Below are 26,563 nucleotides of genomic sequence, written 5' to 3' on the forward strand. Positions count from 1 at the left end.
TGAAAATGCGTGTTTTGTTGACAGGTGCCACCGGTTTCGTAGGTCGTGCAGTCCTGGGCCGATTAGCGGCTTCTGAAGATCTGGAGCCGGTGGCCGCCATTCGCGGGCATGCCCTGCCTGACTGTCCGGCGCGCGTTACAACTATTCAAACCGTCGGGCTCGAAAGTGATGCCGATTGGTCCCAAGCGCTGGATCGGGTGGAGGTCGTCATTCACAGCGCGGCGCGTGTCCATGTGATGAATGACACCGAGTCCGATCCGCTTGTGGCGTTTCGCAAAGTAAATGTCGAAGGCACACTCAATCTTGCCCGGCAGGCAGCTGACCAGGGGGTTCGACGTTTTGTGTTCATCAGCTCGATCAAGGTGAATGGTGAGGGTACGCCCCTCAATGAACCCTATCTTGCAGATGCTCCACCCGCACCAGCGGACCCCTATGGCGTTTCAAAAATGGAGGCCGAGCAAGGGTTGTTCGAAATCGCGAACGATTCAGGGATGGAGGTCGTTATTATTCGTCCCGTGCTCGTTTACGGCGCGGGTGTAAGGGCTAATTTCCTGAACATGATGCGCTGGCTGGACAAAGGGGTGCCGCTGCCATTCGGGGCTATCCATAATCGACGCAGTCTGGTCGCGCTCGACAATCTTGTTGATTTAATAGCGACCTGTATTCGCCACCCGGCTGCAGCTAATCAGATTTTCCTTGTTAGTGATGGGGAAGATCTGTCCACTACGCAGCTGTTGAGGCGCATGGGGCAAGCGCTGGGCAAGCCTGCACGGTTGTTGCCTGTTCCGAGTGTGCTGCTTGAGCGTGGGGCGCAGCTTTTAGGCAAGCAGGCTTTATCGCAACGGCTTTGCGGGTCGTTGCAGGTCGATATAAGCAAAACTCGAAAACTGCTGGGCTGGTCTCCTCCCGTCAGCGTCGATGAAGCTCTGGTGTCGGCTGCGAACTACTACAAGGATAGGCAGCGATAAGCTGGCTAACGGCAGTGCTGGTTCAATTGCAAAATTGATTTTGGCTGTTTCAGGAAGTTGATCTTTGAACACAATTTGGTTGTTGACTGCTGTGGTTGGTGTTTCATTTTTGGCCACGGGTGCATTGCGCAAATATGCCTTGGCACGCAGTTTGATAGATATTCCGAATTCACGAAGTTCACATTCGGTCCCGACACCGCGTGGTGGAGGTGTGGCCATCGTCCTGAGTTTTCTGATTGCGTTACCGGCGCTTGTCTGGGTAGATGACATGGCTTGGCCCATGGCGTTGGCTCTACTTGGAGCCGGTGGATGGATTGCAGTCATAGGGTTTCTTGACGACCACGGACACATTGCTGCCCGGTGGCGCCTGCTGGCGCATTTCGCTGGTGCCATCTGGGCATTGTTCTGGATTGGCGGCATGGCCCCGATCAATGTGTTCGGTTACGAAATAAGCCTGGGATGGTTTGGTTATGTCATCGGGGCGTTGTTTCTGGTCTGGATGCTCAACCTCTATAACTTTATGGATGGTATTGATGGTCTGGCGAGTGTCGAAGCGATTTGCGCCTGTGTCGGCGCTTGTCTGGTGTATTGGATTGGTGGCCATCCGAGTCTCTCCATTCCCCCGTTTGTGCTGACAATGGCCGTACTCGGTTTCCTTGTCTGGAATTTCCCGCCTGCGCGTATTTTCATGGGCGATGCCGGGAGTGGTTTTCTAGGCATGGTACTGGCGGTGTTGGCCCTGCATGCCGCATGGACTGCCCCGGTGTTTCTGTGGGCATGGCTTATCCTGTTGGGAGTCTTCATTGTTGACGCTACCTTTACCTTGCTGCGCCGCCTGTTGCGTGGTGACAAGGTCTATGAGGCTCATCGCAGCCATGGATACCAGTACGCTTCACGGAAATTCGGCAGCCATCGTGTGGTCACGGTTGCAATAGCCGCTATCAATTTGTTGTGGTTATTGCCGGTCGCTATATTGGTCGTCATGCGGTACCTGGATGGTTCGACGGGATTGATTCTGGCCTATGTGCCGTTGGTGGCACTGGCTTTCAAATTCCACGCTGGCGAGTTGGAAGTCGCGAGTAATGCGTGATGGTTGCTCTGGCTATCACGCAATGCCTGGTCCACAAGCGATACCAAAAGCTGTAGTTGTTGTATCAATGCTAGGGGCTTCGAGAGGTGTTTAGAGGGGTTATGGATAAGATTCGGGCAAATTTATTAAGTCTGCCAAGACGACATAAGCGCATTTTGCAGGTATTGACTGATATTTTTTTGGTCTGGTTTGCCTTGTGGATGGCGTTTGTTGTGCGTCTGGGGCTGGACGAGATGATCAATCCCCTCACTCAGCATGTTTGGCTTTTTGTCAGCGCGCCTGTCGTGGCAATTCCTTTATTCATCCGCTTTGGCATGTACCGCGCGGTGATGCGGTATTTCGGCAATGATGCACTTATTGCCATTATCAAGGCTGTCACATTATCGTCCCTGATCCTCGGCGTCTTGGTGTACTGGTACAGCAATCATCAGAACGTCGTTCCCCGCTCGATCATATTCAACTACTGGTGGTTGAGTCTGATCATGATCGGGGGATTACGCTTGGCCATGCGCCAGTATTTTATGGGTGATTGGTTCAGCGCAGCTCAGCATGTCCCGTTCACGAACAGGGATGACGGATTGCCAAAAGTTGCGATTTACGGTGCCGGGGCCGCAGGCAATCAACTCGTTACCGCCTTGCGAATGGGGAGGGTCATGCGACCTGTTGCCTTTATCGATGATGATAGCGGTATTGCCGACAGGGTTATTTCAGGGCTGCAAGTCTATAAGCCTAAACATATCCAGCAAATGATCGACAATACGGGCGCTCAGGAAATTCTCCTTGCCATCCCGTCGTCCAATCGTGGTCGCCGCCGCGAGATTCTTGGTTTTCTCGAAGGTTTCCCTCTGCATGTTCGGAGTATTCCGGGGTTCATGGATCTGGCCAGTGGCAGGGTCAAGGTGGACGACATCCAGGAGGTAGACATTGCTGACCTGCTCGGCCGTGACGCTGTTCCGGCCCAGGGGGAGTTACTTGAGCACTGCATCAAGGGGCAGTGCGTTCTGGTCACGGGTGCCGGAGGCTCCATCGGCTCCGAACTCTGCCGTCAGATTCTGGAGCTCGGGCCCACGACACTTTTATTGTTTGAACATAGCGAATTCAATCTCTACAGCATATTGTCCGAGCTGGAACAGAGAGTTGCACGAGAGTCATTATCGATCCGTCTTTTGCCAATCCTGGGGTCCGTGCGCAACCAGGAAAAACTTCTCGATGTGATGAAATCCTGGCGCGTGGATACGGTGTATCACGCCGCAGCCTACAAGCACGTGCCAATGGTCGAGCATAATATTGCCGAAGGTCTGCTCAACAATGTGATTGGCACGCTCAATACAGCCCAGGCCGCACTTCAGGCAGGTGTCTCCAACTTTGTATTGATTTCGACCGACAAGGCCGTGAGGCCTACCAATGTAATGGGCAGTACCAAGCGTCTTTCCGAGATGACGCTGCAGGCGCTCAGTCGAGAGTTGGCGCCGGTATTGTTTGGTGACACGACCAACGTTTCTCGGGTGAACAAGACGCGCTTCACGATGGTTCGGTTTGGAAATGTTCTGGGATCGTCCGGTTCGGTTATTCCGTTATTTCACAAACAGATCAAGTCGGGGGGGCCGCTGACGGTCACCCACCCAAAGATCACTCGATACTTCATGACCATTCCCGAAGCCGCACAACTGGTTATTCAAGCGGGTTCCATGGGGCAGGGTGGTGATGTCTTCGTTTTGGATATGGGGGAGCCTGTCAGGATTGTCGAGCTCGCCGAGAAGATGATCCATTTATCCGGTTTGAGTGTCCGTTCGGAAAAAAACCCGCATGGCGACATCTCAATCGAGTTCACGGGGCTGCGTCCGGGTGAAAAGCTTTATGAGGAATTGTTGATCGGTGACAACGTGGCTGCCACTCAGCACCCGATGATCATGACTGCCAACGAGGATTACCTGTCCTGGGATGTGCTGAAGGTCAAGCTGAGCGAATTGCTCCGCGCTGTTGATCAAGACGATTATGCACGTGTTCGCCAGTTGTTGCGCGACACGGTTAGCGGCTACTCCCCGGATGGTGAAATCGTCGACTGGATCTACCAGCAGCGGCGCCTCGAGCCCTGATTGTTTAATATTTTGCAATGTACATATTTTTGACAGTGCCATTACATAGCCTAAGTTTGAGGAGCAGCTTCGGAAAAGCTGCTTTCTCAAACGCCGTCATGGAGCTTCAATCATGCGTACAGGCTACTTTTACTCTCTGGTCTTTGCCCTTCTCACCAGTGTTCCCGCCGTTACTTTCGCTGCTCCAGCGAGCAGTCCCGAGATGCTCAAAGCACCTCGGGTACTGGATGTGGCCGCCAAGGAGCAAGTGGGCAAAATCGATCTTAATAGTGCCGATTCAGCAACGCTGCAGCGTGAACTGTCGGGTATAGGCGAGGCCAAAGCCAAAGCGATTGTTGCATATCGTGAAAGTAATGGACCATTTGCGTCGGTAGATGAATTGCTGGAAGTGAAGGGGATCGGTAAAGCGCTTCTGGACAGGAATCGCGAGAGGATCGAATTGAACTAAGTGTGTGATTGAACGAAAAAGGCCGATCATTGCAGGCTGTGTGAAAACCTGGCAATCTGCTGGCTAGTTAAAGAAAATGCCCGAATCGCAAGATGAGGGCATTTTTCTTATGCGCTATATCCAAGGTGCGTATTTCGGTACGCGTCCGGGCATCCCGTCTTGCGCAACTAAACCGGTTGCCGCTGCCCATACCCTTCTCCAGGCATAAAAAAACCCGCCGTAGCGGGTTATGTTGAGATTGAAGTTGTTATGAAGTCATAACGTTTAAGTAACGCTGATTCGTTTCTTCACGTTAACTCCAGCTAATACCGGGCAACAAATGAACAGCGTGAACGCGTAAGGCATCCAGACAATTGGCCGCTGATATATACTAAACAGGAACAGCGCGAAAAACAGTAATGCCCATTTCGGAAAATCAGCTCTACGCAGAAGTGCGATAGCAAGCAAAATCATAGAGCCGGCAAAAAGGATCATTCCGATGATCCCAAAGTCCGTGAATATTCTCGTTACTACTTGAGAGACTCCACCAAACGTTACGCTAGCGTCAGAGCTTACCCCGAACATAAGAGTCTTAAAACCTGAAGACCAATAGTCATTGATCAGCTTTTGCATTTCAGGAAGCGATCTATTGTTTATATATTGAGTCTGACGCAAGGTTGAGGCCGGTAATACAGTGGTATTTTTCACTACCGAAGCGTCCGATGCCTGCGTCTCTGGAAGGCCAGCAACTAGCTCCGGAGGAGAAGACAATGGTCTTGTCAAGCTAGGCGCCGATGCCGATGTAGTGACTTCAACTCCAGGGCCTTTCGCATTCGTTTCTGTGTGAAAAGAATCTGGCTTGATGACTCCTGCGGCAAGCAGCCCCACAACTACGCTCAGAGCGAGAGGCGCCAAGGTTCTGGCGGATCGGGTCAGCACCAGCCGAGCAGCAAAACCAGCGACTGTCAGCACTGCAAACGCCAAAGAAAACGAGAGCAACCCGCCTACGAAAAGTAGGATGGTGGCTGTGGACCTGATCCGGAACCTATGGGCAGCGAGCAGAAATGCTGAAACGGTACCCACCATCCCCGGTTCATCATAAACCGCACACAAACGGAAGAGCGCTCCGCCCCATGGTAGAGACATCACGTTATTCCCAAGCAATAGCACACCGGGCACATTGAGATAATAGCCCCCCGCTGTGGCCATTACAGGGTTTAGAAGCGGCTTGTGATCGAAGCTGATTTGAAGCCCGAGAATGGAGCCAATCGATACCAAAATACCTGGCAGCAAGCTCAACCCGAAGATAATCGAAAATGCTTTTATAAGCTCGGCTCTCCGACTGTCTTCGAATACGAAGAGCGCTAGCATAGTCGGCAGAACGAAATACCAACGTGTAAAGCTTCCGTCCGTTTTGGGGAGCAAGCTTATGTAGACTATAAAAATTGCCATCATGGCAAAGCCGATCATTTCACTTTTACGTGGCCGATCACCAGCGATAAACGCGAGCACCGCAATGACGCCAGCCGTTAGTCCGGCAAGTACAATATGCCTACTGGAGCCCCATAAAAAGTACGGATTCAAAGATATCCATGAACACAGCGCTAAAGCAGGGGCAAGCAAGAGATGGCCCCGATTGATGAATGATGAATACATTCTTGATTTCCTTGAAATGCTAAGCCGATAGCCGGCAAGTGTATTGGGCCCTCGGGATCTACTTGGCGCTTGCCACAATCGAGTCTCGCTTAGCTCGGGTGAGCTCCACGATGCATACCCTGTCGTAACTTTCCTGCTTGATCACCCCCCACTATATCCAGAGAAGCTATCGCACAGGACATGTCAGATTGGATTTGCTGGGTCCAAGAACGCGAGCCTGCTTTGATTTGGCATCCCTCTTGATCTCTTACGGATTTTGGGACCGCATCAATCAGGTCCATATCCGGGATACTACAATCTCTCGCTTCCTGATCTGCCGTTTTCCAAGCTGCAGCTGCTTACTCTACCAAAGACGAGCCCAGCGCAGAGGAAGAAATCTAAACCAGGGCCAACCCCGCCAACGTAATCCGTTTCGGCGATGCACAGGGTATTACCTTGGCCAAAGTCATTGCCTGTCGTCCTTTGGGTGAACATATACTCATAAGGCCGGCATGCTATCAGCTTTGAGACTGGTCTGCGACAACACACCAGCCGTCCCTGGCATAGGATCGCTTGGGCTGCTTCTGCGCTTCAGCCTTCTTGGCTGCAGCCAAAGCTACCTTTTCCGTATCGCAAGGAGGACCGACCCTATAGGTACCGTCGGCATAGACGAGTTCCGTGTTGATCTTTCCGCTGCGCGGCGATTGTCTGTGCTGAATTTTCATCCTGCGAGAGCCTGCGCTACAACCTTACCGGAAGAGGCCAAAGCCGCTCCGTTGTAGTAGGTCTGATACTTGTCGAGGTACACCAGCGCGCCTGCCAGCCCATTGTCCGCATGATACAAACTTGTGGCCCCGCGCTCCGCGCAGTAGCTCTGCGAGTCGCTCGCGCAAGCGACCCAGACTCATCGTCGCCACTCTCATCCTTGGCTGTTGATGCCGGCTCATCCCGTAGCCCAAGTAGTCACACATCCCTGACCCGGCTACCCGGCTTTTTTTCCCGGTTCAGCGTCAGTTTCAGACGCTGCCTCAAGAACCGCTCGACGCCGGCGATCACTCGCTCACCGGCACGACGTCTGCGCACATAAATGTTCGCATCATCGGCGTAGCGTACGAAACGATGGCCTCGCCGCTCCAAAAGTAATCCAGAACCCGCGCGACAAGCCATTAGCTACTGATTCTCCTGTGCTATCACTCGGGTTGAACAGGATATTGGTTCCCAGGGAGGGTTGCAGAAACCCAAGGCTCTTCAGATTGTCTCTTTCTTTAATCGGATCAGTCGTTTATTTGCAGCTAGTCTTATGCCTGAAGGCGAACGACGGTCAGGCGAAGGTTCTGGCATGAATATGTGAATGAAAAGGCTCATCGTCGTGATTGTCGTACTGATATTGGCGGGTTGTGCGACTAGTGCAGGATCCATGCGGGACGCGGAGTCAGTCACGTCGAGATCGATCGCTCGGGGCTGGGATCGGGGTGGGAGAGGTGTCAAAAGCGTGCCGACAGGGAATGTAAGGGGGAAGGTTACAAGGTGGTGGCAAGGTCCGACGATGCCAAGCATGAAGAAGAATACTTTTTTGGCTTCAATCCTGCGGGTTTATTGACACGGACCATGTTGGTTATCTGTAGCCGAGCAGGGTGCCGGGGCGCGGCCGCTTCTGTATTGGACGCTCATGCAGAGAGAGAATGGGGTAAATACAATGGGCTGTTCAAAATCGTCCGGGCGTGCTAAAACCTTTGAAGCGCTGATCTAGCTGCTTGAAAAAGAAGGGAAAAATATGACGAAGTCGGAGTTGATCGAACGAATTGTCACCCATCAAGGACTGCTCTCATCAAAGGATGTGGAGCTGGCCATCAAGACCATGCTTGAGCAAATGTCTCAATGCCTGGCCACCGGCGATCGCATCGAGATCCGTGGCTTCGGCAGTTTTTCACTGCACTATCGCGCGCCGCGCGTGGGGCGTAATCCGAAAACAGGTCAGTCTGTCAGTCTCGATGGCAAGTTCGTTCCGCATTTCAAGCCCGGCAAGGAGTTGCGTGATCGGGTGAATGAGGATGAGGAGGAAGTGTCGTGATAGTAAATGGAGTTTGGATTGTTACCAATGCCTAATTTCAAACGCGTAATTCTTGCGGTTTTGTTGTTGCTATTGACTTTAGTGGTCTTGGTGTTCGTCCTGGAAAATCAACAAGCCATTTCGATGGTGTTTCTTGGATGGACAGGGCCTGCATTGCCCGTGTCGGTAATTGTAGTGCTGTCGCTGTTGGTAGGGATGGTATTGGGACCTCTATTGTATTGGCTATTGCTTAGGGGCAGGAAGGTGCCTCGAGCGTCAGCCAAGTAAATTATAAAGAGATGAGTGTTCGGTTGACGGATTAATGATGTTTTTCGAGGTATGGGTAAATCATCATTTTCGATTTTTTATATCTGCAATTTTTTTCAATTCGGTAGATAGCGCAGCTTCCCAATAATATAGGAGGGAAACGTCTGTCGGCTTTGATTTTTAATGAGATGTAACTTGGTGTGGTATTTGCTGGGGGTATTTGTGCCGCATAGTTTACGGGCGCGATGGTAGATGCTGCCAGGTTGTTAAGACTGGAAGGAAATATTAACTTTTGGCAGCGGTGGTGTGCTCGAGTGGCTACAGGAGTAGAGCAAAATAATCACTATTTTTATGATTTGTTATTGTCGGCGCGGCGTTCTGTGGGCTGGATGTCGGAAATATTTGAGAGTTTCTCAGTTTTGTTGGTTGGTTTAAGTGGTGGGGGATATGTCCTACGCACTATACAGTAAAATCCAATCACATCTTGCTGCCGGTTGCCCAATCATGACAGCTTTTCGAGGAGAGGGATCCGCGTGATCGTTGAGTCAGGCGCTGGACTGGATTGTGCTCCTGATAATAGTTCCGCATTGGCGGTCCTTCTGGATGTGTCTGGTATCAAAGAGCGTCTATTGAAACTGGACTTTATTAAGGGCAGTTGATTGCCCAAGGTTATGGCTCCGGTTGATGCTCGACCCGAACTTATTAAAATGAGTCGTGCAGTTGCTGAGTCAGATAAGCAATTGAATCATATTTTGGTGCGCTCAGGCCAAGATGGCGATATGGCATTGTGGGCCATATAATTGCTTATCTTCCATTGGTCGTCTTGGCTAAGGTGTTTCATCCGGGCGAGAAAGAAAAATTCAGACCTGACCCGGATGTTCGACCCTTACTGGTGTAAAATGATGGCCGTACGGGAATAAACGCATTCTAAGCGTCATAAAAATTGGTGTGGAGGAGAGTTCGAAGAGGTTATGGATAGATTCCGAGCTTTGTTATTAGGTCTTCCGCGCCGCAGTAAACGACTGATCCAGGTTACTGCTGATGTTGCGTTGGTGTGGCTAGCCCTATGGATGGGATTTGTTGTCCGATTAGGCATCGATGAGATGGTCAACCCGTTCACTCAGCATCTCTGGCTTTTTTTGAGCGCGCCGTTTGTAGCCATTCCACTTTTTTTTCAATTTGGAATGTATCGTGCGGTCACGCGCTATTTTGGTAATGATGCCCTTATTGCGATCATCAAAGCGGTAAGTTTGTCATCGTTAATTCTCGGCGTCGTTATGTATTGGTATAGCAATCATCAGAATGTTGTGCCGCGGTCAATAATTTTTAATTATTGGTGGCTAAGTTTGGTCATGGTCGGCGGCCTTCGATTGTTTATGCGTCAATATTTCCTCGGTGATTGGTTTTCCGCAGCTCAACATGTTCCTTTCACTAACCGGGATAACGGATTACCTAAGGTAGCTATTTACGGTGCTGGAGCTGCCGGAAATCAGCTTGTTGCAGCTTTGCGAATGGGGCGAGTCATGCGTCCGGTTGCCTTTATCGATGACGATAGAGGTATTGCCAGCCGAGTTATTTCCGGCCTGAAAGTTTATAAACCAAAGCATATCCAGGAAATGATTGAAGCTACTGGTGTGCAGGAAATATTATTGGCGATACCCTCCACATCTCGTGGGCGTCGGCGAGAGATACTTGGTTTTCTGGAGGGATATCCCCTTCATGTTCGTACTGTCCCAGGTTTCATGGATTTGGCAAGCGGGCGCGTAAAGGTCGATGATATTCAAGAAGTAGATATCGCCGATCTATTGGGGCGTGATGTAGTTTCTGCCCAACATGAATTACTCGAACATTGCATCAAGCAACAGGTCGTACTTGTCACCGGGGCTGGTGGGTCTATAGGTTCTGAGTTGTGTCGGCAAATATTGTCATTGCAACCAACGGTCCTCTTACTGCTCGAACATAGTGAGTTTAATCTCTACAGTATTTTGTCGGAGCTTGAGCAACGAGTTGTTCGGGAGTCGTTGTCTACGAAAATTCTTCCGATCCTTGGATCGGTTCGTGATAAGGCTAAAATTTTAGATGTGATGTCAACGTGGCGTGTAGCGACCGTCTATCATGCTGCGGCTTATAAACACGTTCCGATGGTCGAACATAATATTGCCGAGGGTGTACTTAATAATGTAATAGGTACACTTAATGCGGCTCAAGCAGCAATCCAGGCAAATGTGGTTAACTTTGTATTGATTTCGACGGATAAAGCTGTTCGGCCTACAAATATCATGGGTAGCACTAAGCGTCTTGCCGAACTGACGCTTCAAGCTCTCAGCAAGGAACCAGCACCAGTACTATTTGGTGACACTGCAAGCATACCTGGAGTCAATCGAACCCGATTTACGATGGTTCGTTTTGGAAACGTTTTAGGTTCTTCCGGCTCGGTGATACCATTATTTCACAAGCAAATAAAATCAGGTGGTCCGCTCACAGTTACTCATCCTAAAATCACTCGTTACTTCATGACCATTCCAGAGGCGGCGCAACTGGTTATTCAGGCGGGCTCTATGGGGATGGGAGGTGATGTTTTCGTGCTGGATATGGGCGAACCGGTAAAAATTGTTGAACTGGCAGAGAGAATGATTCATCTGTCAGGTTTAAGTGTTCGTTCAGAAAAAAATCCGCACGGTGATATCTCCATTGAGTTTACCGGGTTACGCCCTGGAGAAAAACTCTACGAAGAACTGCTGATTGGTGACAATGTAGTTGCAACTCAACACCCGATGATCATGAGTGCTCACGAGGATTATTTGGCCTGGGATGTCCTCAAGGTCAAACTGACGCATTTGCTTGCGGCGCTTGGTAAGGATGATTACTCCCTCGTTCGACAATTATTGAGAGAAACAGTCCATGGATACACCCCTCAAGGAGAGATAGTGGATTGGATTTACGAGCAACGACGTCTTGATCATTAAGCCGGTTATATTATGGATGTTAACTGAAAATAAGCTAGGATTCGCGGTGGGCAGAATAGGCCTGCGGAATTGATATATTATATTTTTTAAGCTGTTTTATATTTTTTAAGGCGTTGGTTCGAATACTAGGGCCTGAATTGTGTGTGCATTTAGGGAGTGAGTCATCTTGAATCTTGAGATAAGTGATACTGAAAGCGAAGTCCACGCTACCATTGAGCAGCGTATCGTGGTAATAGGTGGGACTGGCTTTGTTGGACAGCATTTACTCAATTCTTTAGTTGATTGCAGCAAAGAGTTCGAAATTATTTTTGCGGTCCATCGAAAGGAACCATATTGGTTAACAGAATCGCCTATACAGGTTCGACATTTTGACTTGGAAGATAGCGCGTCGTTAGAGAAAATTTTGAATAGCGGCAGCATCGTTTTGAATTTGCTGCGGCCAGATGGCGCCGGATGGTTCTTGTCAGCGATCAAGAATATTTTGCGCGCTTGTGGCAATGCACGTGTTAAACGCTATATCCATGTTTCAAGTATTGACGTTTTTGGAGCAAGTCAGGACAGTATTTGTACTTCGGCTTCACAGATCGTGCCTATCACGCCTTATGAGCGTGAGCATGCCGCTGCTGAGAAGTTTGTGAGCGCTGTCGATGCCGAGCATTTCGAAACCTTGATTTTGCGCCTTGGCGCAGTATTTGGTGTCGGAGGATTAAATGTTGTTTCATTCGTAAGGGAAGTTTCGAGTGCGCCTGGCTGGAAACTCGCATTGCGCCGTTCATTGTACGGTGCGCGGCGAATGCATTTGGTCAGCGTTGAAAAAGTAGTCGAGGTTTTATTGTTTGTTACAACCGCGGCACCAATAATTCAGGGGGAAATTATTGTAGTGACTGAAGACGCTGACGCTAATAATAATTTCGCTTATCTTCAGGATTGCTTGCTGGAAATATTTAATCGTACTGCAGTATTGCATATTCCTTACCTCCCCTCGCGAGTGCTGCGTTTGGTATTAAATGCCAGAGGGATTAGTAATACCGATCCAATGCGTCGCTTCCAAGAAGATCGATTGTTGCAACTTGGATTGCCAGACTCTGCACTGTTCACCCAGCGCCTTAAAGGTTACTTGAGTCACTTGAGGGCTACGGTATGAATGTTTTATTGATTAATATTTCTCTTGATGCACAGCGTGGGGGAGGGACTGCGGAACGCACAAGACACTTAGCCAATACCCTTGCGGATAAAGGCTGTCGTTGTGAAGTCATCGCGATGTCCGGTGATTCCTGGCAATCAGAATTTAATACTCGAGGTGTTAAAACCTACATTACTGGAAAAATTGGTCAACACTTTCCAATCCCATTGGTCAATTTTATGCGTCTGTGGAAAGCGGTGAAGTCTGCTGACATTATCCATATCATGGGCTATTGGAATTTATTGAGCATTATTACCGGCTTCTTCGCCTGGATCGCGCGGACTCCTTATGTACTTTGCCCCGCGGGTGAGTTTGCTTCCATCGGAAAGCCTAGTCCAGTTAAGAAGCTGTTTCATTTGTTGCTTGGTAAATCACTTATAAAAAGGGCGTCGGGATTTATTGCAATTACTCAGTTAGAGCGAGTACTAATTGCAGAACTTACGGGCTTTTTGCCGGATCGTATCCCGGTGTTTCCGAATGGGGTGGCGGAGCCCGCGTTAACCCCAATACGTACACTGCAGAATCTGCCCGAAGAGCCGTATATTTTATTTATGGGTAGGCTTGCCCCTGTCAAAGGCCCTGATTTGCTTATTAAAGCCTATCTCTCTACAAAGGCAGCCCACCATTATCCATTAGTGCTTGCCGGGCCAGACTTCGGAATGCAAGCCGAGCTTGAGGCCTGTTTGATTGGTCATGAAATAGCTCATCAGGTTCATTTTATTGGATTTCTCAATGAGGCCCAACGGAATGAAGCTTATCAACATGCATTGATGCTTGTCATTCCCTCCAGATCGGAAGCCATGTCACTTGTTGCTCTGGAAGCAGGAATCACAGGTTTGCCGGTATTGCTGACAAATACATGTGGCTTTGACGAAGTACAGACGATCAACGGGGGAAGAGTAGTCGAGCCGACAGCCGCTGGTATCAGTAGAGGGCTTCAGGTCATGTTTTCAGAGATCGACGATTTGACGCTTAAAGGGCAACGACTTAAGTCGTTTGTAATCGACCATTATAGTTGGCATGTAATTGTAACTAATATGGTCGACTATTTTGAAGGTTTTAGTCAGGATAATTAGAGTGCTTGTTGATGTAAAGAGTTGATGGAATGCTTTTGTTTATTTAGTATCCTTCTCAGCACTATTAACCCTATAAGAAAAGCGGTTATCTCAATCGCGAAAAATAGAAATGCTCTGGGGAAATTAATTTGCACTATCAAGTATGCCATTCCAACGCCAACAGTAGCACTTGTCATAACATTATTCAGTAACCGTGTAGCGGCAAGCTCGATGCTATAACCCAAGAAGAATAATAGTGCCATGCCAGCAAAAAGCACGAGATGATTGCCGCTGTAATACAGTACTGCTATAGGACCAGGGATTGTCATGAATGTGAAATTTTCTAATCTTTCATACTGTGCATTAGATATTCGCTGATATATTGCTTGTGTGCCTTGTGCTGGATCTTCTTTTAAGCCTCTCATAAAAAGATCTAAATTCAGGTGATGGTTGCTCGTTACTGCTAAAACTCCTTCAGCGCCAATCCATCGGTCTACGATTAGCTTGCTCAATTCGTTTGCGATTCGTTTGAACTTCAGTTCGAGTGACAGTTGATGCGAGGCGACGTATGGTTCTGGGGTGACGTCGTGTATTAAAGCTTTTTCGGATAATTTCAACGATGTCCCGGATTCTTCCAGATTTCCTTTCACGATGGTTTTTTCTGTATAAGGTACTGCCTTTGCAAACGAAGAAAGGCGGTCGACTGATACGGAAATTATCGAAAATGCAAACAATAAAGCTGTCGTCGAAAAAATCTTTATCCAGCCAATTTTTGATATGTTCCACTCTAATTTTCTCCCTTGTATCAGGTAAGCAATAAAAGGGGCCGAAACATGAAGGATCATTTGTGCACGACTGCCCATCGAAATTGATGTCAGTGCACCCTCAATAATGACGATATAAAAAAGCATGTTCGGAGTTAATTTTCCGCTTTTTACCAACCAGTAAGCCAAGGTGAAAAGAGCAATAGAGTTTCCCCAGGCGACCATGAAGGAAAAGACTACGTAAATATAACTATTTAGCTTTAAAGTTGGTTCGTATCCAACTTTTATAATTGAATAGTAATAGTTAAAAATTAGAGAGGCAATTGTGAAGATGATTGCCATGCCCAAGAGTGTTGATAAGAGCTTTGTGTTTATATTGGTTTCTAGTTCCTTTCTTTTTTGCAAGCCGGCCACGACAATGAAGTAGCAGATAAGCAGCGCGCTAAATGCTGTGATCAACACTACAATGGCGTTGTTCCATGCAGCTGGCGATTCATCAAAGCTTCCTATAGGCTCAATGAAATTGTTTCCAATGAGCAAGTGTAAAGTGATTTTTGCCCAGCAACCTAAAATCAAAAAAGAAAATAGAAAAAATATGAAGTAGCTTTTCGGTCGATTTTTAATCGTGGCATATATTATAGTAATGCTCAACGTGCAATAGGTTGCGAATAAAGCGATCATGCCTGGGTAATAGAAACCTGCCCATATGCTAAGTAAAGTCGCCGTGGCGACAATCCATGTTGTTGTCGCTTTATTATCAAAATAGCCTTCTGAGGTACTGTTCATTTTTTTACCGATCCGGATCTACAAATACCGATTACGTAGCTGATCATCTTGCGAGAAAATATTGATGAGGGACTTAGTGTTGCGGCCCGAAACATCTGCTTTAAACTGATGAGGTAACGGCCGGAGAAACCGTGCATGAATCCTGATAGCAGATAGGCGTTTGCCATAGCCCTTTTTTTCCAGCGAAGAAACCTTTTGGGTAAACCATTTGTATTGTAAAAATCTCTAATAACGGTAACTGGCTCATCTGAACGTTGCGCACTGGAGGGGTTATAGGTAGTTGACCCAGAGTGAATGCGAAAATCTGCTAGCGCCTCTGGGACGCGGATGAATGGGCCGTGTTGACAAAAACGCAGAAAAAAGTCCATGTCCGGAATGTTTCTTAACCCAGTATTCCAGTCGCCTACTAGCGCCCATGTTGTCCGTTTGAATAGCGCGCCTGGGCCAGGTAAACATTGGAAATTGGCGATGAGCAGATTTTCAGAATATTCGGGGGCTGTAATGGTTCTAACATAATTTGAGTCTTCGTCGATTACGCAAAAGTCCGGGTATGCCAATACTGCTTCAGGTGACAACGCCATTCGAGAGACCATCGTCTCGATTGCAGTAGGGTGTAATCTGTCATCAGCACTTAGATAACCCAACAAATCGCCGGAACTTTGTTTCCATCCGAAATTCATGGCAGCGCTTTGTCCAGCATTTTCCTGTCTGAAATGCGAAAACTGCATAGGATGATTTTTCAGCAAATTCGGAGTGTCATCGGTTGATCCATCATCAACCACAATCAGTTCGATATTTTGATAGGTTTGTTTTTTGACGCTATCAATTGCATCCAGCAAATATCGAGCAGTATTGTACGTGGGGATGACAATAGTGACTTTCGGCAGTGTCGTCATTTTATCGTCCATGTGGATTCTCTTAGTGAAAATAGGATTGGCTGAATTTGATTGTTGATTTAAAGTTGGCAGTTGTTTTCAGGTTGAATATTCGATTTACATAATGAATCATCAGGGCTGACTGAATAATACTGCCCGAGCTATAAACGATAGCTAATCCAATTATGCCGAAATATATGAATGCCGCACTTCCTCCGGCGATCATCAGTACACCGCTGACAATAGAGATTCGCATGGTAATATGTTGTTTTTGCAACATGACCAAGACCATGCCGGCGGTTCCAGCGAAGGTCTGAATAACTTGAGCGAAGCCGAGAATGATAAATAGAAAGTAAGCTTCTGAATACTCTTCTGGCCAAGCCATTGCAATAATGAGTTGACCTAAAATGGCGAATAATAGATAGCCCGTAATTGCCATTCCCGTTGCTACACCCGCACCGATACCCATCACTTTTTGCAAGTAACGTTTTTTTCGTCGAACCCACAGACGCCCAATTGATGGTGCGATGACTGTATTGACTACTGCCAAGGGAATTATCACCAAGATAGCAAGCCGTGATGCCAGGCCATAGATTGCTACGTCAGCGGTGCTGCCAAAGAAAACAATGATCCACAAGTCTGCTTGAGCTATGATAAATAGCACGCTTGTGGTGGTAAGGTTAGGTATGGTTTGCCACAATATTTCGGAATAACTTACAGTTTCTTTGGTTTCCCCATCATGAGTATTGTGCCAGCGCCACAGGGAATATCCACCCAGTAATGCGGTACATAAAACACCAAGAACTCCCGAAAAGAGAAGGGTGTCCAATGAAAGTGTTATCTTTGACTGCCAGGCAATAATGACGGCAGCAGCGCTGGCGACAGCAGTACCAACCACCAGGAAACTCGCCTGAACAAAGTGTCCTAAAACCCGGTGTTGCTCGGATAGTAAAGTTACCGTGGCAGCTAACATCATACTGATTGAGATAAGTGGTGCTAATTTCTGCAGCGCGCCTGTCAACTCTGAGTGCAACAGGTTTTCCAGTACCGTTAGAGTTATCAAAAAAGTAACCGCGAACAGGCTTGCCGCTGAGCATCCAATGATTAAAGTGCGCCGTAAAGTTTGCTTTACCCTGGCAGTGTCTTTATCACCGATGGCTCTGGAGATAATAGCTGGCGCTGTAATGCTTAAACCTAACTGACCCAAAGTGGCAAGCGCTGCTATTATGGATTGGCACAAAAAAAACAAGCCCACGGACTCTTGCTTCATAGTGAGTGGCAGTAGAATTCCGGTCAGGGCCCCCGTACCAAGCAGGAGAAATCGACCGACGATGGCTGCAGCACTCGCAGCCACTGGAGAGGATAGAGCGCTGATATTTTTCTTCGCAGTCATTTATTGAGATTTCGCAGCAGGTCATAATGCAGCTGCCGATTTTCACGTTTTTTCAATGCCCTGTCTACAGCCAGGGTCCTCCAGTTCTAACCGATCGGCGGAAGCTGTGATTTCTGCCGTGGCTGACCAAACTTGCTTGCCTGGAAGATGCAAGGGTTGGTGACTCGGCAATCAATGAGCTATTTTAGCAACGCTAAAGGGGGCGGAATCAGTTCCATCCACTGCCTTTTCACGGAGCGCTACCTGGTTTCAATCGTGCCATTGACCTATTGATGATGCATCTTCTCAAGAAGTTGCACGCGACTCTTATAGTTAAACTATCTGTTTGTATTTAATGTTCCGCTATTGCTGGATAATTTATTCGAAGTGATTGGCGATTTAAATAAATTTTGTTGAGAGACTCTTCGCTCATCACGCAGCTGCTGGAATCGTACTGCCAGCTCCGGTGTTTACATTGACAAAATGTTATTTGGTCAAGTTCCTTCATCTCGACCTTTGATTGTTTCATTTTTCGCAACAGACGCATTCTTGACATTCTCCCACGGCGCCTGATTTGAGGAGCGGCATTCAGAAATGCTGCTTCTTCAACCGATGTCATGGAGTGCCATTTATGCGTGCGGGCTATTTCTACTCCCAGGTTTTGCCTTGCTTGCCAGCGCCTCTTTTACCGCTAAGGCAGAGCCTGCAGCGAATCCGCAATCCGGCACAGTGGATCTTGGCAGGGCCGATGCGCCGGCTTTGCGGTGTGAGTTAACCGGTGTAGGGGAGACCAAGGCTCTGGCGATTGTTGCGTATCGCGAAAGTATTGGTCTGTTTGTGTCCGACGAGTTGTTCGAAGTGAAGGGTATCGACAAGGCCCTTCCAGATAAGAATCGCGAGAAGTCCCGGTTGAACTAAGCTTGTAAATGAGTCTTGGAGGCCGGTCATTGACCGGCCTTTTTTAATTTTTGGTGACTGCAGCGAGCTTTGACTTCTGTCTGCAATTTAAAAATTACGACTGTAATATACTATATTAAATTATGTGTATAATAAATATGCGGGCCGTCCGGCGAGGCTGAGATTCAGGCGCTTATCTATCCCTTTGGCATCTTCCAGGAGCCAAGTCATGACGTCCATTCAGTCCCAAGGCACCGCCGTCATCACTGGTGCTTCTTCCGGTATCGGTGCGATTTACGCGCAACGGTTAGCAGCGCGAGGTTTTGAGTTGTTGCTGATTGCTCGTGACCAAGAGCGGCTTGAAGCCGTGGCAAGCGCGTTGCGCAATGCTCCTGGGGCTCAGGTGGAAGGTACTCCAGGCAGATCTGACGCAGAAGGACGAGGTGCTGAAACTTGAACAGCGTCTGCGCAGCGATTCGAGCATCAGCCTTTTGCTGAACAAAGCCGGCGTGGCCGCGGATGGCTTGTTGGCCAATGCCGATACCGATCAACTGGAGCGAATGATTCAGTTGAATGTTACAACGGTGACGCAATTGGCATCGGCCGCGGCGGCGGCCTTGCCAAGGCGGGCCTGGGGTGACGCACACCGAAATCCGGGAGCGCTCCGGTATAGATGCTTCGCCGATTCCGACCAAGATAGTCATGGAAGCGCGAGATGGTCGAAGTGGCACTGTCGGGTCTGGATCAGGGCGAGTTGGTCACCATTCCTTCACTACCTGATGCCGCCGACTGAGATGCCTTTGTTGTGGCACGGCATGTGATGGCCCCCAATCGTTCTAAAGTAAAGCCGCTGCGAGTTACAAATGAAACGCCCCTAATTGACTGAGGTATTGCGGTATGAATTATCGTCGTGTAGTTGTAACGGGCATGGGCCTGGTGTCGCCGCTGGGGTGCGGTGTCGAAGCGGTCTGGGAGCGGCTGCTGGCCGGGCGTTCCGGGCTGCGTAATCTTGCGCAAGAGGTGGTTGCCGATCTGCCGGCCAAGGTTGGGGGGACGGTGCAGACGCTGGCCGATGATCCTGAAGCAGGGTTCGATCCGGACCTCGCAACCCCACCCAAAGAACAGAAGAAAATGGATCGCTTCATCCTGTTCGCCATGGAAGCCGCGCGTCAGGCGCTGGAGCAGGCCGGCTGGCAAGCGCTGGACGTCATTGCCCAGGAGCGCACAGCCACCATCATCGGTTCAGGCGTAGGTGGTTTTGGTGCGATTGCCGACGCGGTGCGCACCACCGATAGTCGTGGTCCGAAACGTTTGTCTCCATTCACTATCCCTTCATTTCTGGTCAACCTCGCGGCAGGTCACGTATCGATCCAGCATGGCTTCAAAGGGCCATTAGGCGCGCCGGTCACGGCATGTGCCGCCGGGGTTCAGGCGATTGGCGATGCGGCGCGGTTGATTCGCGCGGGTGAAGCGGATATCGCGGTGTGCGGTGGTGCGGAAGCGGCGATCGATCGGGTCAGTCTTGCCGGGTTTGCGGCTGCTCGTGCCTTGTCCAGCGCTTACAACGAAACGCCTGAGCGTGCTTCGCGACCTTTCGACAGTGGTCGCGATGGCTTTGTCATGGGAGAAGGGGCCGGGCTGCTGGTCATCGAGTCTCTGGAACACGCGCTGGCTCGCGGCGCTCAGCCGCTGGCGGAACTCGTCGGCTACGGCACCAGTGCAGATGCCTATCACCTGACCGCGGGCCCCGAGGATGGCAGTGGTGCGCGGCGAGCGATGTCGTTGGCATTGGCACAGGCCGGTGTTTCACCGGCTCAGGTTCAGCATCTGAATGCTCATGCAACCTCGACTCCGGTGGGTGATCTGGGTGAGCTGGCGGCAATCAAGGCGTTGTTCGGTGCGCAAAACGGCATCGCCGTGACATCGACCAAGTCGGCGACCGGGCATTTGCTCGGTGCCGCGGGTGGGCTCGAAGCGATCTTTACGCTGCTGGCGATTCGTGACCAGATCGTGCCGGCGACTCTCAATTTCGAGAACCCGGACCCTGCCACTGAAGGTGTCGACATCGTTCATGGTAACGCGCGGCCGATGGCCATCGAATACGCGCTGTCCAACGGCTTCGGATTTGGCGGGGTCAATGCCAGTGTGCTGTTCAAGCGTTGGCAGGGTTAATCCTGTGAGTGTTTGAGGTGATTGCGTGCGATGTCGAGTATCCGTTGGGCAAACTCGGCGTCGGCGACGCTGCGCGATAACAGCAAGGCGCCGACCAGCGTCGACATGATGACGATGCTGCGGTCGGCGGTGCGCTCTCCGTCGAGGGTGTGCTGGATCTGATCGAGTCGCGCCTGGAGCACGACGTCGCTGGTTGGGCTCGGTTGCCCACGCAGCCCGAGTTCCGAAGAAATGGTCAGCAGCGGGCAGCCCTCCTGAGGCGAGGTTTGATGCCATTCGGACAGGTAGGTGTCGATGAAGGTTTCGAGTGGGTGTTCCTCGGCGAAGATTTGCGCGCACAACTGGTCGACCTGTACGCCAGCCTCTTGCAAGGCTTTCTCCACCAGTTCGTCTTTGGACTTGAAGTGTGAGTAAAAGCCACCGTGGGTCAAACCCAGTGCCTTCATCAGGGGTTGCAGCCCGGTTGCGCCGATACCGTCGCGTCGAAATCGCGCTGAAGCTTCCCTGATTATGCGTTGGTGAGTCTGGGCTTTATGGTCCTGCGAATAACGCATCTGATATCTCCGCATCAATGCGGCCCATATTAACCAATGAAAATTGCATGGTGACTGTACTTCTACTTCTAAAAAGCATGCAGATGCTTCGATATGGCTACAAAGCAGCATGATTTAAGGAGATTCCACACAAAAACAAACCCCGCCGTTACAGGCGGGGTTTTCAGTCAGCGGTCCTGCGCTTCCTTGGCGTCCATTTCCGCATTGCGTTCGGCGACGCGCTTACGTTGCTCTTCGGTCAGTTCGACCTTGTTGGCGGTGTCGCGCAGCAGCATCAGACCACCAACGATCGAGCCGATGGCAACGACCAGAATCAGCCAGGCATACCAGGGCATAGGGCTCTCCTTGAAAAGCAGGCGGTCGACGAGGGTTCGCCAACCGATCATGCATACCATTTTGAGTGATGGGGTTTCATCGCAGTTCCATCGCTATCACCTCATTCTATGCCCGTTGTTCAAGGTTCACTCAAACGCTTTCAATGTCCGGTCAACATCGCATCCGCCGGTGCGTCGGCGCGCAATTGCGCGGTGAGCGTGAAGTACACGAAACCTGCCACCATGAAGCCCAGAAAGATCAGACCGATCAACGTGTTGAACCAGGCCATCGCCACCAGACACACCACCGCCAGCATCAATGCAATGAATGGCACCAGCGGGTAGCACGGGGCGCGGAAGGTGCGTTCCAGGTTCGGCTCGGTTTTACGCAGTTTGAACAGGCTGAGCATGCTCATGATGTACATCACGATGGCGCCGAACACGGCCATGGTGATCATTGCGGCGGTCAGCGTCATGCCGCCGAGGTTGATCAAGCCATCGCTGTAGATGGCGGCAATGCCGATGACACCGCCAGCGATGATCGCCCGGTGCGGTGTTTGAAAGCGCGACAATCTGGCCAGGGATGCCGGCAGGTAACCGGCCCGGGCGAGGGCGAAGAACTGCCGCGAGTAGCCAAGGATGATCCCGTGAAAACTCGCTACCAGGCCGAACAGGCCGATCCACACCAGCATGTGCAGCCAGCCCGAGCTTTCGCCGACCACGGTTTTCATTGCCTGCGGCAGCGGATCGTTGATGTTCGACAGGGTGCGCCAGTCGCCGACGCCACCGGCGAAGAACATCACCCCCATCGCCAGCAGCACCAGGGTCAAAATGCCGCTGATGTAAGCCTTGGGAATCGTGCGTTTCGGGTCCTTGGCTTCTTCGGCGGCCATGGCTGCGCCTTCGATGGCGAGGAAGAACCAGATGGCAAAGGGAATCGCCGCGAACATCCCGGAAATCGCCGGAGCACCGAACACGTCGGAACCGGCCCAGCCATTGAGGGCGAAGTTGCTGAAGCTGAACGCCGGGGCGACTACGCCCATGAAAACCAGTAATTCGGCGACCGCCAACACGCAGACCACCAGTTCGAAGGTCGCTGCCAGTTTCACCCCGAGGATGTTGAGGCCCATGAACACGATGTAGGCACCGACTGCCGCGTGTTTCGGGTCCAGGGCTGGAAACTGCACGTTGAGGTAGGCACCGATGGCCAGGGCAATCGCCGGCGGGGCGAAGACGAATTCGATCAGTGTCGCCAGCCCGGCGATCAACCCGCCTTTTTCGCCAAAGGCGCGACGGCTGTAGGCAAAGGGACCGCCGGCGTGAGGAATGGCGGTGGTCAGTTCGGTGAAACTGAAGATGAAGCAGGTGTACATGGTGGCGACCATGAACGAGGTCAGCAGAAAGCCTAAAGTCCCGGCCACGCCCCAGCCATAGCTCCAGCCGAAATATTCTCCGGAAATCACCAGCCCGACCGCAATGCCCCACAGATGCAAGGTGCCCAGCGTGGGTTTGAGTTGTGTGTTCATGCGTTTGCTCCCTGAGTGGTTTGGAAAGCTCGGGGGAGGCCGGTGCAGTGGGCGTGCCATTTCACGATGGTGCGTCGTAAAGGGATGAAAGGCGTCGTATCGGGGATGTTCGCCGCAGGATGCGCGAATTTTGTGCGTCAGTCAGGGGCGCTGCGGGTTTAAATGCCGCTTTCGCGAGCAAGCCCGCATGCCCGCTACCCGACACCGCTGCAACGCGCAAACTTCGTATATCGATGCAGGTGCGGGCAGCGGTTGATGCTCAGGCTTGCAGAGTGAGGCACTCGCGCAACGCCGTTTGCCAGTCAGGTTGACTGACACCCCAATCGCGCTGCAAGCGACTGCAATCCAGGCGCGAGTTGAGCGGTCGGGCTGCGGGTGTCGGGTAGTCGCTGGACGGGATCGGCAGCAGGTCGGCGCAGGGCTTGCCCTGTTGTCGCAGTGCTTCGCCGATTGCCTGGGCGAATCCAAACCAGGAGGTCTCACCTTGAGCGGTCAGGTGATAGGTACCCCAGTTGGCAACGTCGTTCGCCTGCCAGTGTTCAATCAGGGAAAGGGTGCTGTTGGCGATTGTGCCGGCCCATGTAGGTGCTCCGATTTGATCGGCGACGACACGTAACTCCGGTTTTTCTTGCAGCAAACGTTGCATTGTCAGCAGGAAGTTACGGCCATGAGTTGAATAGACCCAACTGGTACGCAGGATCAGGTGTTTACCTTGCACGTCCCTGATGGCCTGCTCTCCGGCCAGTTTACTCTTGCCGTACACCCCGAGCGGATTGGGCGTGTCGTCCTCGTTGTAAGGTCCGGCTTTCGTCCCGTCGAATACATAGTCCGTGGAGTAATGTATCAGCGGGATGTCGAGAGCCAGCGCTTCTTCGGCGAGGATGCCGGGAGCGGTCGCGTTAATGGCAAAGGCTGATAGCGGTTCACTTTCTGCCAGATCGACCGCTGTATGGGCCGCAGCGTTGATGATCAGGTCGGGCCGGAGATTTTGCACCTGACGGCGAATCTGATCGGGTTGCGCGAGATCGAGCTGATCGCGACCCAATACGATCAGTTCGCCAACAGCCCCCAGGCGCCGTTGCAACTCATGTGAAACCTGACCGTGCCGGCCATTGATGAGTATTTTCACGGGCGCAGTCCCGTCTCGTTACCGGGCAAATCGGGCTCGCACAGGTTCATTGCTCTTCCCCTGCCAGTTTGGCCAGGTACTGGCCATATCCGGTTTTGCCGAAGTATCGGGCGCGCTCCAGCAACTGTTCGCGGGTGATCCAGTCGTTTTCATAGGCTATCTCTTCGAGACAGGCGACTTTCAGGCCTTGGCGGTGTTCGATGGTTTGTACGTATTGAGAGGCTTCGAGCAGGCTATCGTGGGTGCCGGTGTCGAGCCAGGCGAAACCTCGACCAAAACGCTCGACCTGCAGATCGCCACGTTGCAGATAGACGTTGTTGACGTCGGTGATTTCCAGCTCGCCGCGAGGCGAAGGTTTCACCGACTTGGCGATCTCGATCACATCGTTGTCGTAGAAATACAGGCCGGTCACGGCATAACTGGATTTCGGTTTTTTCGGTTTTTCTTCGATCGAAAGCGCACGGCCGTCGCTATCGAAATCGATGACACCGAAGCGCTCGGGGTCTTTGACCCAGTAACCGAATACGGTGGCGCCGGAGGAGCGTTTTGCCGCGTTCTGCAATTGCTCGCCAAAGTGCTGACCATGGAAGATGTTGTCACCCAGGATCAGACACACAGGGTCATCGCCAATGAACTCTTCGCCAATCAGAAAAGCCTGGGCCAGACCATCCGGTGATGGTTGCTCGGCAAAGCTGAAGTTCACCCCGAACTGACTGCCATCCCCCAGCAGATTGCGATACTGCGGCAGATCCTGCGGGGTGGAGATCAGCAGAATATCCTTGATGCCGGCCAGCATCAGCACCGACACCGGATAGTAGATCATTGGCTTGTCGTAGACCGGCAACAGCTGTTTCGATACGCCGAGCGTGATCGGGTGCAGGCGCGTGCCCGAGCCACCCGCCAAAACGATACCTTTCATCATGCGAGCAGCTCCTTGGGATTGATGGCGCCAAGGCGTTCACCCTGATAGCTGCCGTCTTGAACACGTCGACACCATTGCAAATTGTCCAGGTACCACTGAACGGTTTTGCGCAGGCCGGTTTCGAAGGTCTCTTCGGGCGTCCAGCCCAGCTCGCGTTCAATCTTGCTGGCATCGATGGCATAACGTAAGTCATGACCAGGACGATCCTGGACGAACGTGATCAGGTCGGCGTAGTGCGCGACGCCATCGGGCTTGTGCGGTGCCAGTTCTTCAAGCAGGGCACAGATGCCCCGCACCACGTCGATGTTCTTTTGCTCATTGTGCCCGCCTATGTTGTAGGTCTCGCCGACGGTACCGGTGGTCACCACTTTGAGCAGTGCCCGGGCGTGATCTTCGACGAACAGCCAGTCGCGCACTTGCAGGCCATTGCCATACACCGGCAGCGGCTTGCCCGCCAAGGCATTGAGAATGACCAGCGGAATCAGTTTCTCGGGGAAGTGGAACGGCCCGTAATTGTTCGAGCAATTGGTCAGCAACACCGGCAAGCCATAGGTTCGCTGCCAGGCGCGGACCAGGTGGTCGGACGCTGCCTTGCTGGCGGAGTAGGGCGAGCTCGGCGCGTAGGGCGTCGTTTCCGTAAACAGATCGTCGACACCGTGCAGGTCGCCGTAAACCTCGTCAGTGGAAATGTGATGAAAGCGAAAGGCGCTTTTCTCTGGCTCTGGCAGGGCTTGCCAATAGGCGCGGGCGGCTTCGAGCAGGCTGTAGGTGCCGACGATATTGGTCTGGATGAATTCCGATGGCCCGTCGATGGAACGATCGACGTGGGACTCTGCTGCCAGGTGCATGATCGCGTGAGGCTGGAAACGCGCCAGCACTGCACTGACGGTCGCCTGATCAACGATATCGGCCTGAACGAACTCGTAGCGAGTGTCGTTGGCAATGCTGGTCAGCGATTCGAGATTGCCAGCATAGGTCAGTTTGTCCAGGTTGAGCACTTCATGCTCAGTGTGTCGAATCAGCTCGCGGACAAGGGCCGAGCCTATGAAACCGGCTCCGCCGGTAATAAGGATACGCACGTTGGGCCAGCCTTTTTCAGTAATGCGAATGGCGGTAGCTTGCAGGCGCGAGCGGGGAGGTGCAAGAGTTCTTGACCCCATAGGGTTGCGTCGCGCCAATCAGGCTGGATTATCCATGACTTGCAGCCATCACTCACTACTCTCGCGCGCAATTTGGAGCACTAATTACAACAGGTCCGGTTTTCTCCGTACCGGAGCACCTTCCCGCACCCTGTAACCCCCCGCGCTAATCCACTATTTACGCTTTCTTTATGCCTCTCCCGCACCTTCGATCTCGTTCCTTTACAGCCTCCTTTCCGACAATGACTCCACACGCGGCAATACGCCGTAACACGGAGAACTTCCATGAGCGTTCTGGACGGGGTGTCGCTGCTGCTGGCAGTGGGGCTGTTCATTTATCTGTTGGTTGCGCTGCTGCGCGCGGACCGGAACTAGG

General features: G+C 51.3%; 21 protein-coding genes and 4 pseudogenes. 14 read left to right on the forward strand and 11 right to left on the reverse strand.

All coding sequences use genetic code 11. From position 1 onward, the window contains the following. Nucleotides 1-5 precede the first annotated feature (5 nt). The 4 genes from C8K63_RS03650 (at nt 6) to C8K63_RS03665 (ending at nt 4,602) form a co-directional block, all read left to right on the forward strand. Complete coding sequence (locus C8K63_RS03650; protein ID WP_108215426.1) at nt 6-968, forward strand: SDR family oxidoreductase; 963 nt, start codon at nt 6-8, stop codon at nt 966-968. Nucleotides 969-1,032: 64 nt separating this feature from the next. Then, a complete protein-coding gene (locus C8K63_RS03655) occupies nt 1,033-2,058 on the forward strand; it encodes a glycosyltransferase family 4 protein (protein ID WP_108215427.1) in 1,026 nt (341 codons plus the stop codon). A gap of 101 nt (nt 2,059-2,159) precedes the next feature. After that, on the forward strand, nt 2,160-4,154 hold the full coding sequence (locus C8K63_RS03660; RefSeq protein ID WP_108215428.1) for a nucleoside-diphosphate sugar epimerase/dehydratase: 1,995 nt from the start codon (nt 2,160-2,162) through the stop codon (nt 4,152-4,154). Nucleotides 4,155-4,266: 112 nt separating this feature from the next. Continuing rightward, entirely contained in the window at nt 4,267-4,602 is a 336-nt protein-coding gene (locus tag C8K63_RS03665) for a helix-hairpin-helix domain-containing protein (protein ID WP_108215429.1), read from the forward strand. A gap of 264 nt (nt 4,603-4,866) precedes the next feature. Here C8K63_RS03665 and C8K63_RS03670 read toward each other — a convergent pair whose 3' ends face one another. Continuing rightward, a complete protein-coding gene (locus C8K63_RS03670; RefSeq protein WP_108215430.1) occupies nt 4,867-6,237 on the reverse strand; it encodes a hypothetical protein in 1,371 nt (456 codons plus the stop codon). A gap of 815 nt (nt 6,238-7,052) precedes the next feature. Next, a pseudogene (locus tag C8K63_RS30690) lies at nt 7,053-7,353 on the reverse strand (reverse transcriptase domain-containing protein); the annotation flags it as partial. 214 nt (nt 7,354-7,567) lie between these two features. On the opposite strand from C8K63_RS30690, the pseudogene C8K63_RS30695 reads away from it, so the two are divergent. From C8K63_RS30695 to C8K63_RS03715, 6 genes and pseudogenes are all read left to right on the forward strand, one after another. Further along, nucleotides 7,568-7,839, forward strand: a pseudogene (locus tag C8K63_RS30695) (hypothetical protein); the annotation flags it as partial. Between the two features lie 151 nt (nt 7,840-7,990). Next, nucleotides 7,991-8,287 carry an integration host factor subunit beta gene (gene ihfB / locus C8K63_RS03690; protein ID WP_108215432.1) on the forward strand — a complete coding sequence of 99 codons (297 nt, stop codon included), beginning with the start codon at nt 7,991-7,993 and terminating at the stop codon, nt 8,285-8,287. Nucleotides 8,288-9,204: 917 nt separating this feature from the next. Next, nucleotides 9,205-9,321 (forward strand): annotated as a pseudogene (locus C8K63_RS30700) (UDP-N-acetylglucosamine 2-epimerase (non-hydrolyzing)); the annotation flags it as partial. A 183-nt stretch (nt 9,322-9,504) separates the two neighbouring features. After that, nucleotides 9,505-11,499 carry a nucleoside-diphosphate sugar epimerase/dehydratase gene (locus tag C8K63_RS03705; RefSeq protein ID WP_108215434.1) on the forward strand — a complete coding sequence of 665 codons (1,995 nt, stop codon included), beginning with the start codon at nt 9,505-9,507 and terminating at the stop codon, nt 11,497-11,499. 166 nt (nt 11,500-11,665) lie between these two features. Next, complete coding sequence (locus tag C8K63_RS03710; protein ID WP_158273922.1) at nt 11,666-12,643, forward strand: NAD(P)-dependent oxidoreductase; 978 nt, start codon at nt 11,666-11,668, stop codon at nt 12,641-12,643. Next, a complete protein-coding gene (locus tag C8K63_RS03715) occupies nt 12,640-13,758 on the forward strand; it encodes a glycosyltransferase (protein ID WP_108215436.1) in 1,119 nt (372 codons plus the stop codon). Before C8K63_RS03710 ends, C8K63_RS03715 begins: the two co-directional genes overlap by 4 nt. Here the strand turns inward: C8K63_RS03715 and C8K63_RS03720 are convergent. From C8K63_RS03720 to C8K63_RS03730, 3 genes are read right to left on the reverse strand one after another with little or no spacing between them, the layout of a single operon-like run. Continuing rightward, nucleotides 13,755-15,287, reverse strand: a complete 1,533-nt coding sequence (locus tag C8K63_RS03720; protein WP_108215437.1) for a hypothetical protein — start codon at nt 15,285-15,287, stop codon at nt 13,755-13,757. The two genes, C8K63_RS03715 and C8K63_RS03720, sit on opposite strands and share 4 nt — an antisense overlap. Next, a complete protein-coding gene (locus tag C8K63_RS03725; RefSeq protein WP_108215438.1) occupies nt 15,284-16,195 on the reverse strand; it encodes a glycosyltransferase in 912 nt (303 codons plus the stop codon). The genes C8K63_RS03720 and C8K63_RS03725 overlap by 4 nt, the downstream gene beginning before the upstream one ends. Nucleotides 16,196-16,205: 10 nt before the next feature. Further along, the gene (locus C8K63_RS03730) at nt 16,206-17,555 is read right to left on the reverse strand and encodes a lipopolysaccharide biosynthesis protein (protein ID WP_108215439.1); all 1,350 of its coding nucleotides are present in this window, start codon (nt 17,553-17,555) and stop codon (nt 16,206-16,208) included. Nucleotides 17,556-18,128: 573 nt separating this feature from the next. Between C8K63_RS03730 and C8K63_RS03735 the strand changes: the two genes are divergently transcribed. The 3 genes and pseudogenes from C8K63_RS03735 (at nt 18,129) to fabF (ending at nt 20,603) form a co-directional block, all read left to right on the forward strand. Further along, nucleotides 18,129-18,452, forward strand: coding sequence for a ComEA family DNA-binding protein (locus tag C8K63_RS03735; RefSeq protein WP_371920724.1), 324 nt, complete (start codon nt 18,129-18,131; stop codon nt 18,450-18,452). Between the two features lie 208 nt (nt 18,453-18,660). Further along, nucleotides 18,661-19,252: pseudogene (locus C8K63_RS03740) on the forward strand (SDR family NAD(P)-dependent oxidoreductase). Between the two features lie 76 nt (nt 19,253-19,328). Beyond that, nucleotides 19,329-20,603 (forward strand): beta-ketoacyl-ACP synthase II, encoded by a 1,275-nt coding sequence (gene fabF, locus C8K63_RS03745; protein WP_108215440.1) that lies wholly within the window; start codon nt 19,329-19,331, stop codon nt 20,601-20,603. Here fabF and C8K63_RS03750 read toward each other — a convergent pair. The 6 genes from C8K63_RS03750 to rfbB form a co-directional block, all read right to left on the reverse strand. Beyond that, entirely contained in the window at nt 20,600-21,157 is a 558-nt protein-coding gene (locus tag C8K63_RS03750; RefSeq protein ID WP_108215441.1) for a TetR/AcrR family transcriptional regulator, read from the reverse strand. The genes fabF and C8K63_RS03750 overlap by 4 nt on opposite strands. Nucleotides 21,158-21,324: 167 nt before the next feature. Beyond that, the gene (locus tag C8K63_RS03755) at nt 21,325-21,492 is read right to left on the reverse strand and encodes a DUF2897 family protein (RefSeq protein WP_007985427.1); all 168 of its coding nucleotides are present in this window, start codon (nt 21,490-21,492) and stop codon (nt 21,325-21,327) included. 140 nt (nt 21,493-21,632) lie between these two features. Beyond that, on the reverse strand, nt 21,633-22,997 hold the full coding sequence (eat, locus tag C8K63_RS03760; protein ID WP_108215442.1) for an ethanolamine permease: 1,365 nt from the start codon (nt 22,995-22,997) through the stop codon (nt 21,633-21,635). Nucleotides 22,998-23,256: 259 nt separating this feature from the next. Beyond that, a complete protein-coding gene (gene rfbD / locus C8K63_RS03765) occupies nt 23,257-24,126 on the reverse strand; it encodes a dTDP-4-dehydrorhamnose reductase (protein ID WP_108215443.1) in 870 nt (289 codons plus the stop codon). 46 nt (nt 24,127-24,172) lie between these two features. Continuing rightward, a complete protein-coding gene (gene rfbA, locus C8K63_RS03770) occupies nt 24,173-25,048 on the reverse strand; it encodes a glucose-1-phosphate thymidylyltransferase RfbA (RefSeq protein WP_108215444.1) in 876 nt (291 codons plus the stop codon). Continuing rightward, the gene (gene rfbB, locus C8K63_RS03775) at nt 25,045-26,127 is read right to left on the reverse strand and encodes a dTDP-glucose 4,6-dehydratase (protein WP_108215445.1); all 1,083 of its coding nucleotides are present in this window, start codon (nt 26,125-26,127) and stop codon (nt 25,045-25,047) included. The genes rfbA and rfbB overlap by 4 nt, the downstream gene beginning before the upstream one ends. 345 nt (nt 26,128-26,472) lie before the next feature. Here rfbB and kdpF point away from each other — a divergent pair, with 345 nt between their 5' ends. Further along, nucleotides 26,473-26,562, forward strand: coding sequence for a K(+)-transporting ATPase subunit F (gene kdpF / locus C8K63_RS03780; protein WP_007899818.1), 90 nt, complete (start codon nt 26,473-26,475; stop codon nt 26,560-26,562). Nucleotide 26,563 lies beyond the last annotated feature (1 nt).

The sequence above is a fragment of the Pseudomonas sp. GV085 genome (assembly GCF_003050925.1).
GTDB lineage: Bacteria > Pseudomonadota > Gammaproteobacteria > Pseudomonadales > Pseudomonadaceae > Aquipseudomonas.

Excerpts from the sequence above, each read along its gene's own strand:
- C8K63_RS03650 (WP_108215426.1), top strand. The coding sequence starts at position 6 with ATGCGTGTTTTGTTGACAGGTGCCACCGGTTTCGTAGGTCGTGCAGTC.
- C8K63_RS03660 (WP_108215428.1), top strand. The coding sequence starts at position 2,160 with ATGGATAAGATTCGGGCAAATTTATTAAGTCTGCCAAGACGACATAAG.
- C8K63_RS03665 (WP_108215429.1), top strand. The coding sequence starts at position 4,267 with ATGCGTACAGGCTACTTTTACTCTCTGGTCTTTGCCCTTCTCACCAGT.
- C8K63_RS03670 (WP_108215430.1), bottom strand. The coding sequence starts at position 6,237 with ATGTATTCATCATTCATCAATCGGGGCCATCTCTTGCTTGCCCCTGCT.
- ihfB (WP_108215432.1), top strand. The coding sequence starts at position 7,991 with ATGACGAAGTCGGAGTTGATCGAACGAATTGTCACCCATCAAGGACTG.
- C8K63_RS03705 (WP_108215434.1), top strand. The coding sequence starts at position 9,505 with ATGGATAGATTCCGAGCTTTGTTATTAGGTCTTCCGCGCCGCAGTAAA.
- C8K63_RS03715 (WP_108215436.1), top strand. The coding sequence starts at position 12,640 with ATGAATGTTTTATTGATTAATATTTCTCTTGATGCACAGCGTGGGGGA.
- C8K63_RS03720 (WP_108215437.1), bottom strand. The coding sequence starts at position 15,287 with ATGAACAGTACCTCAGAAGGCTATTTTGATAATAAAGCGACAACAACA.
- C8K63_RS03725 (WP_108215438.1), bottom strand. The coding sequence starts at position 16,195 with ATGGACGATAAAATGACGACACTGCCGAAAGTCACTATTGTCATCCCC.
- C8K63_RS03730 (WP_108215439.1), bottom strand. The coding sequence starts at position 17,555 with ATGACTGCGAAGAAAAATATCAGCGCTCTATCCTCTCCAGTGGCTGCG.
- C8K63_RS03735 (WP_371920724.1), top strand. The coding sequence starts at position 18,129 with ATGCTGCTTCTTCAACCGATGTCATGGAGTGCCATTTATGCGTGCGGG.
- fabF (WP_108215440.1), top strand. The coding sequence starts at position 19,329 with ATGAATTATCGTCGTGTAGTTGTAACGGGCATGGGCCTGGTGTCGCCG.
- C8K63_RS03750 (WP_108215441.1), bottom strand. The coding sequence starts at position 21,157 with ATGCGTTATTCGCAGGACCATAAAGCCCAGACTCACCAACGCATAATC.
- C8K63_RS03755 (WP_007985427.1), bottom strand. The coding sequence starts at position 21,492 with ATGCCCTGGTATGCCTGGCTGATTCTGGTCGTTGCCATCGGCTCGATC.
- eat (WP_108215442.1), bottom strand. The coding sequence starts at position 22,997 with ATGAACACACAACTCAAACCCACGCTGGGCACCTTGCATCTGTGGGGC.
- rfbA (WP_108215444.1), bottom strand. The coding sequence starts at position 25,048 with ATGATGAAAGGTATCGTTTTGGCGGGTGGCTCGGGCACGCGCCTGCAC.
- kdpF (WP_007899818.1), top strand. The coding sequence starts at position 26,473 with ATGAGCGTTCTGGACGGGGTGTCGCTGCTGCTGGCAGTGGGGCTGTTC.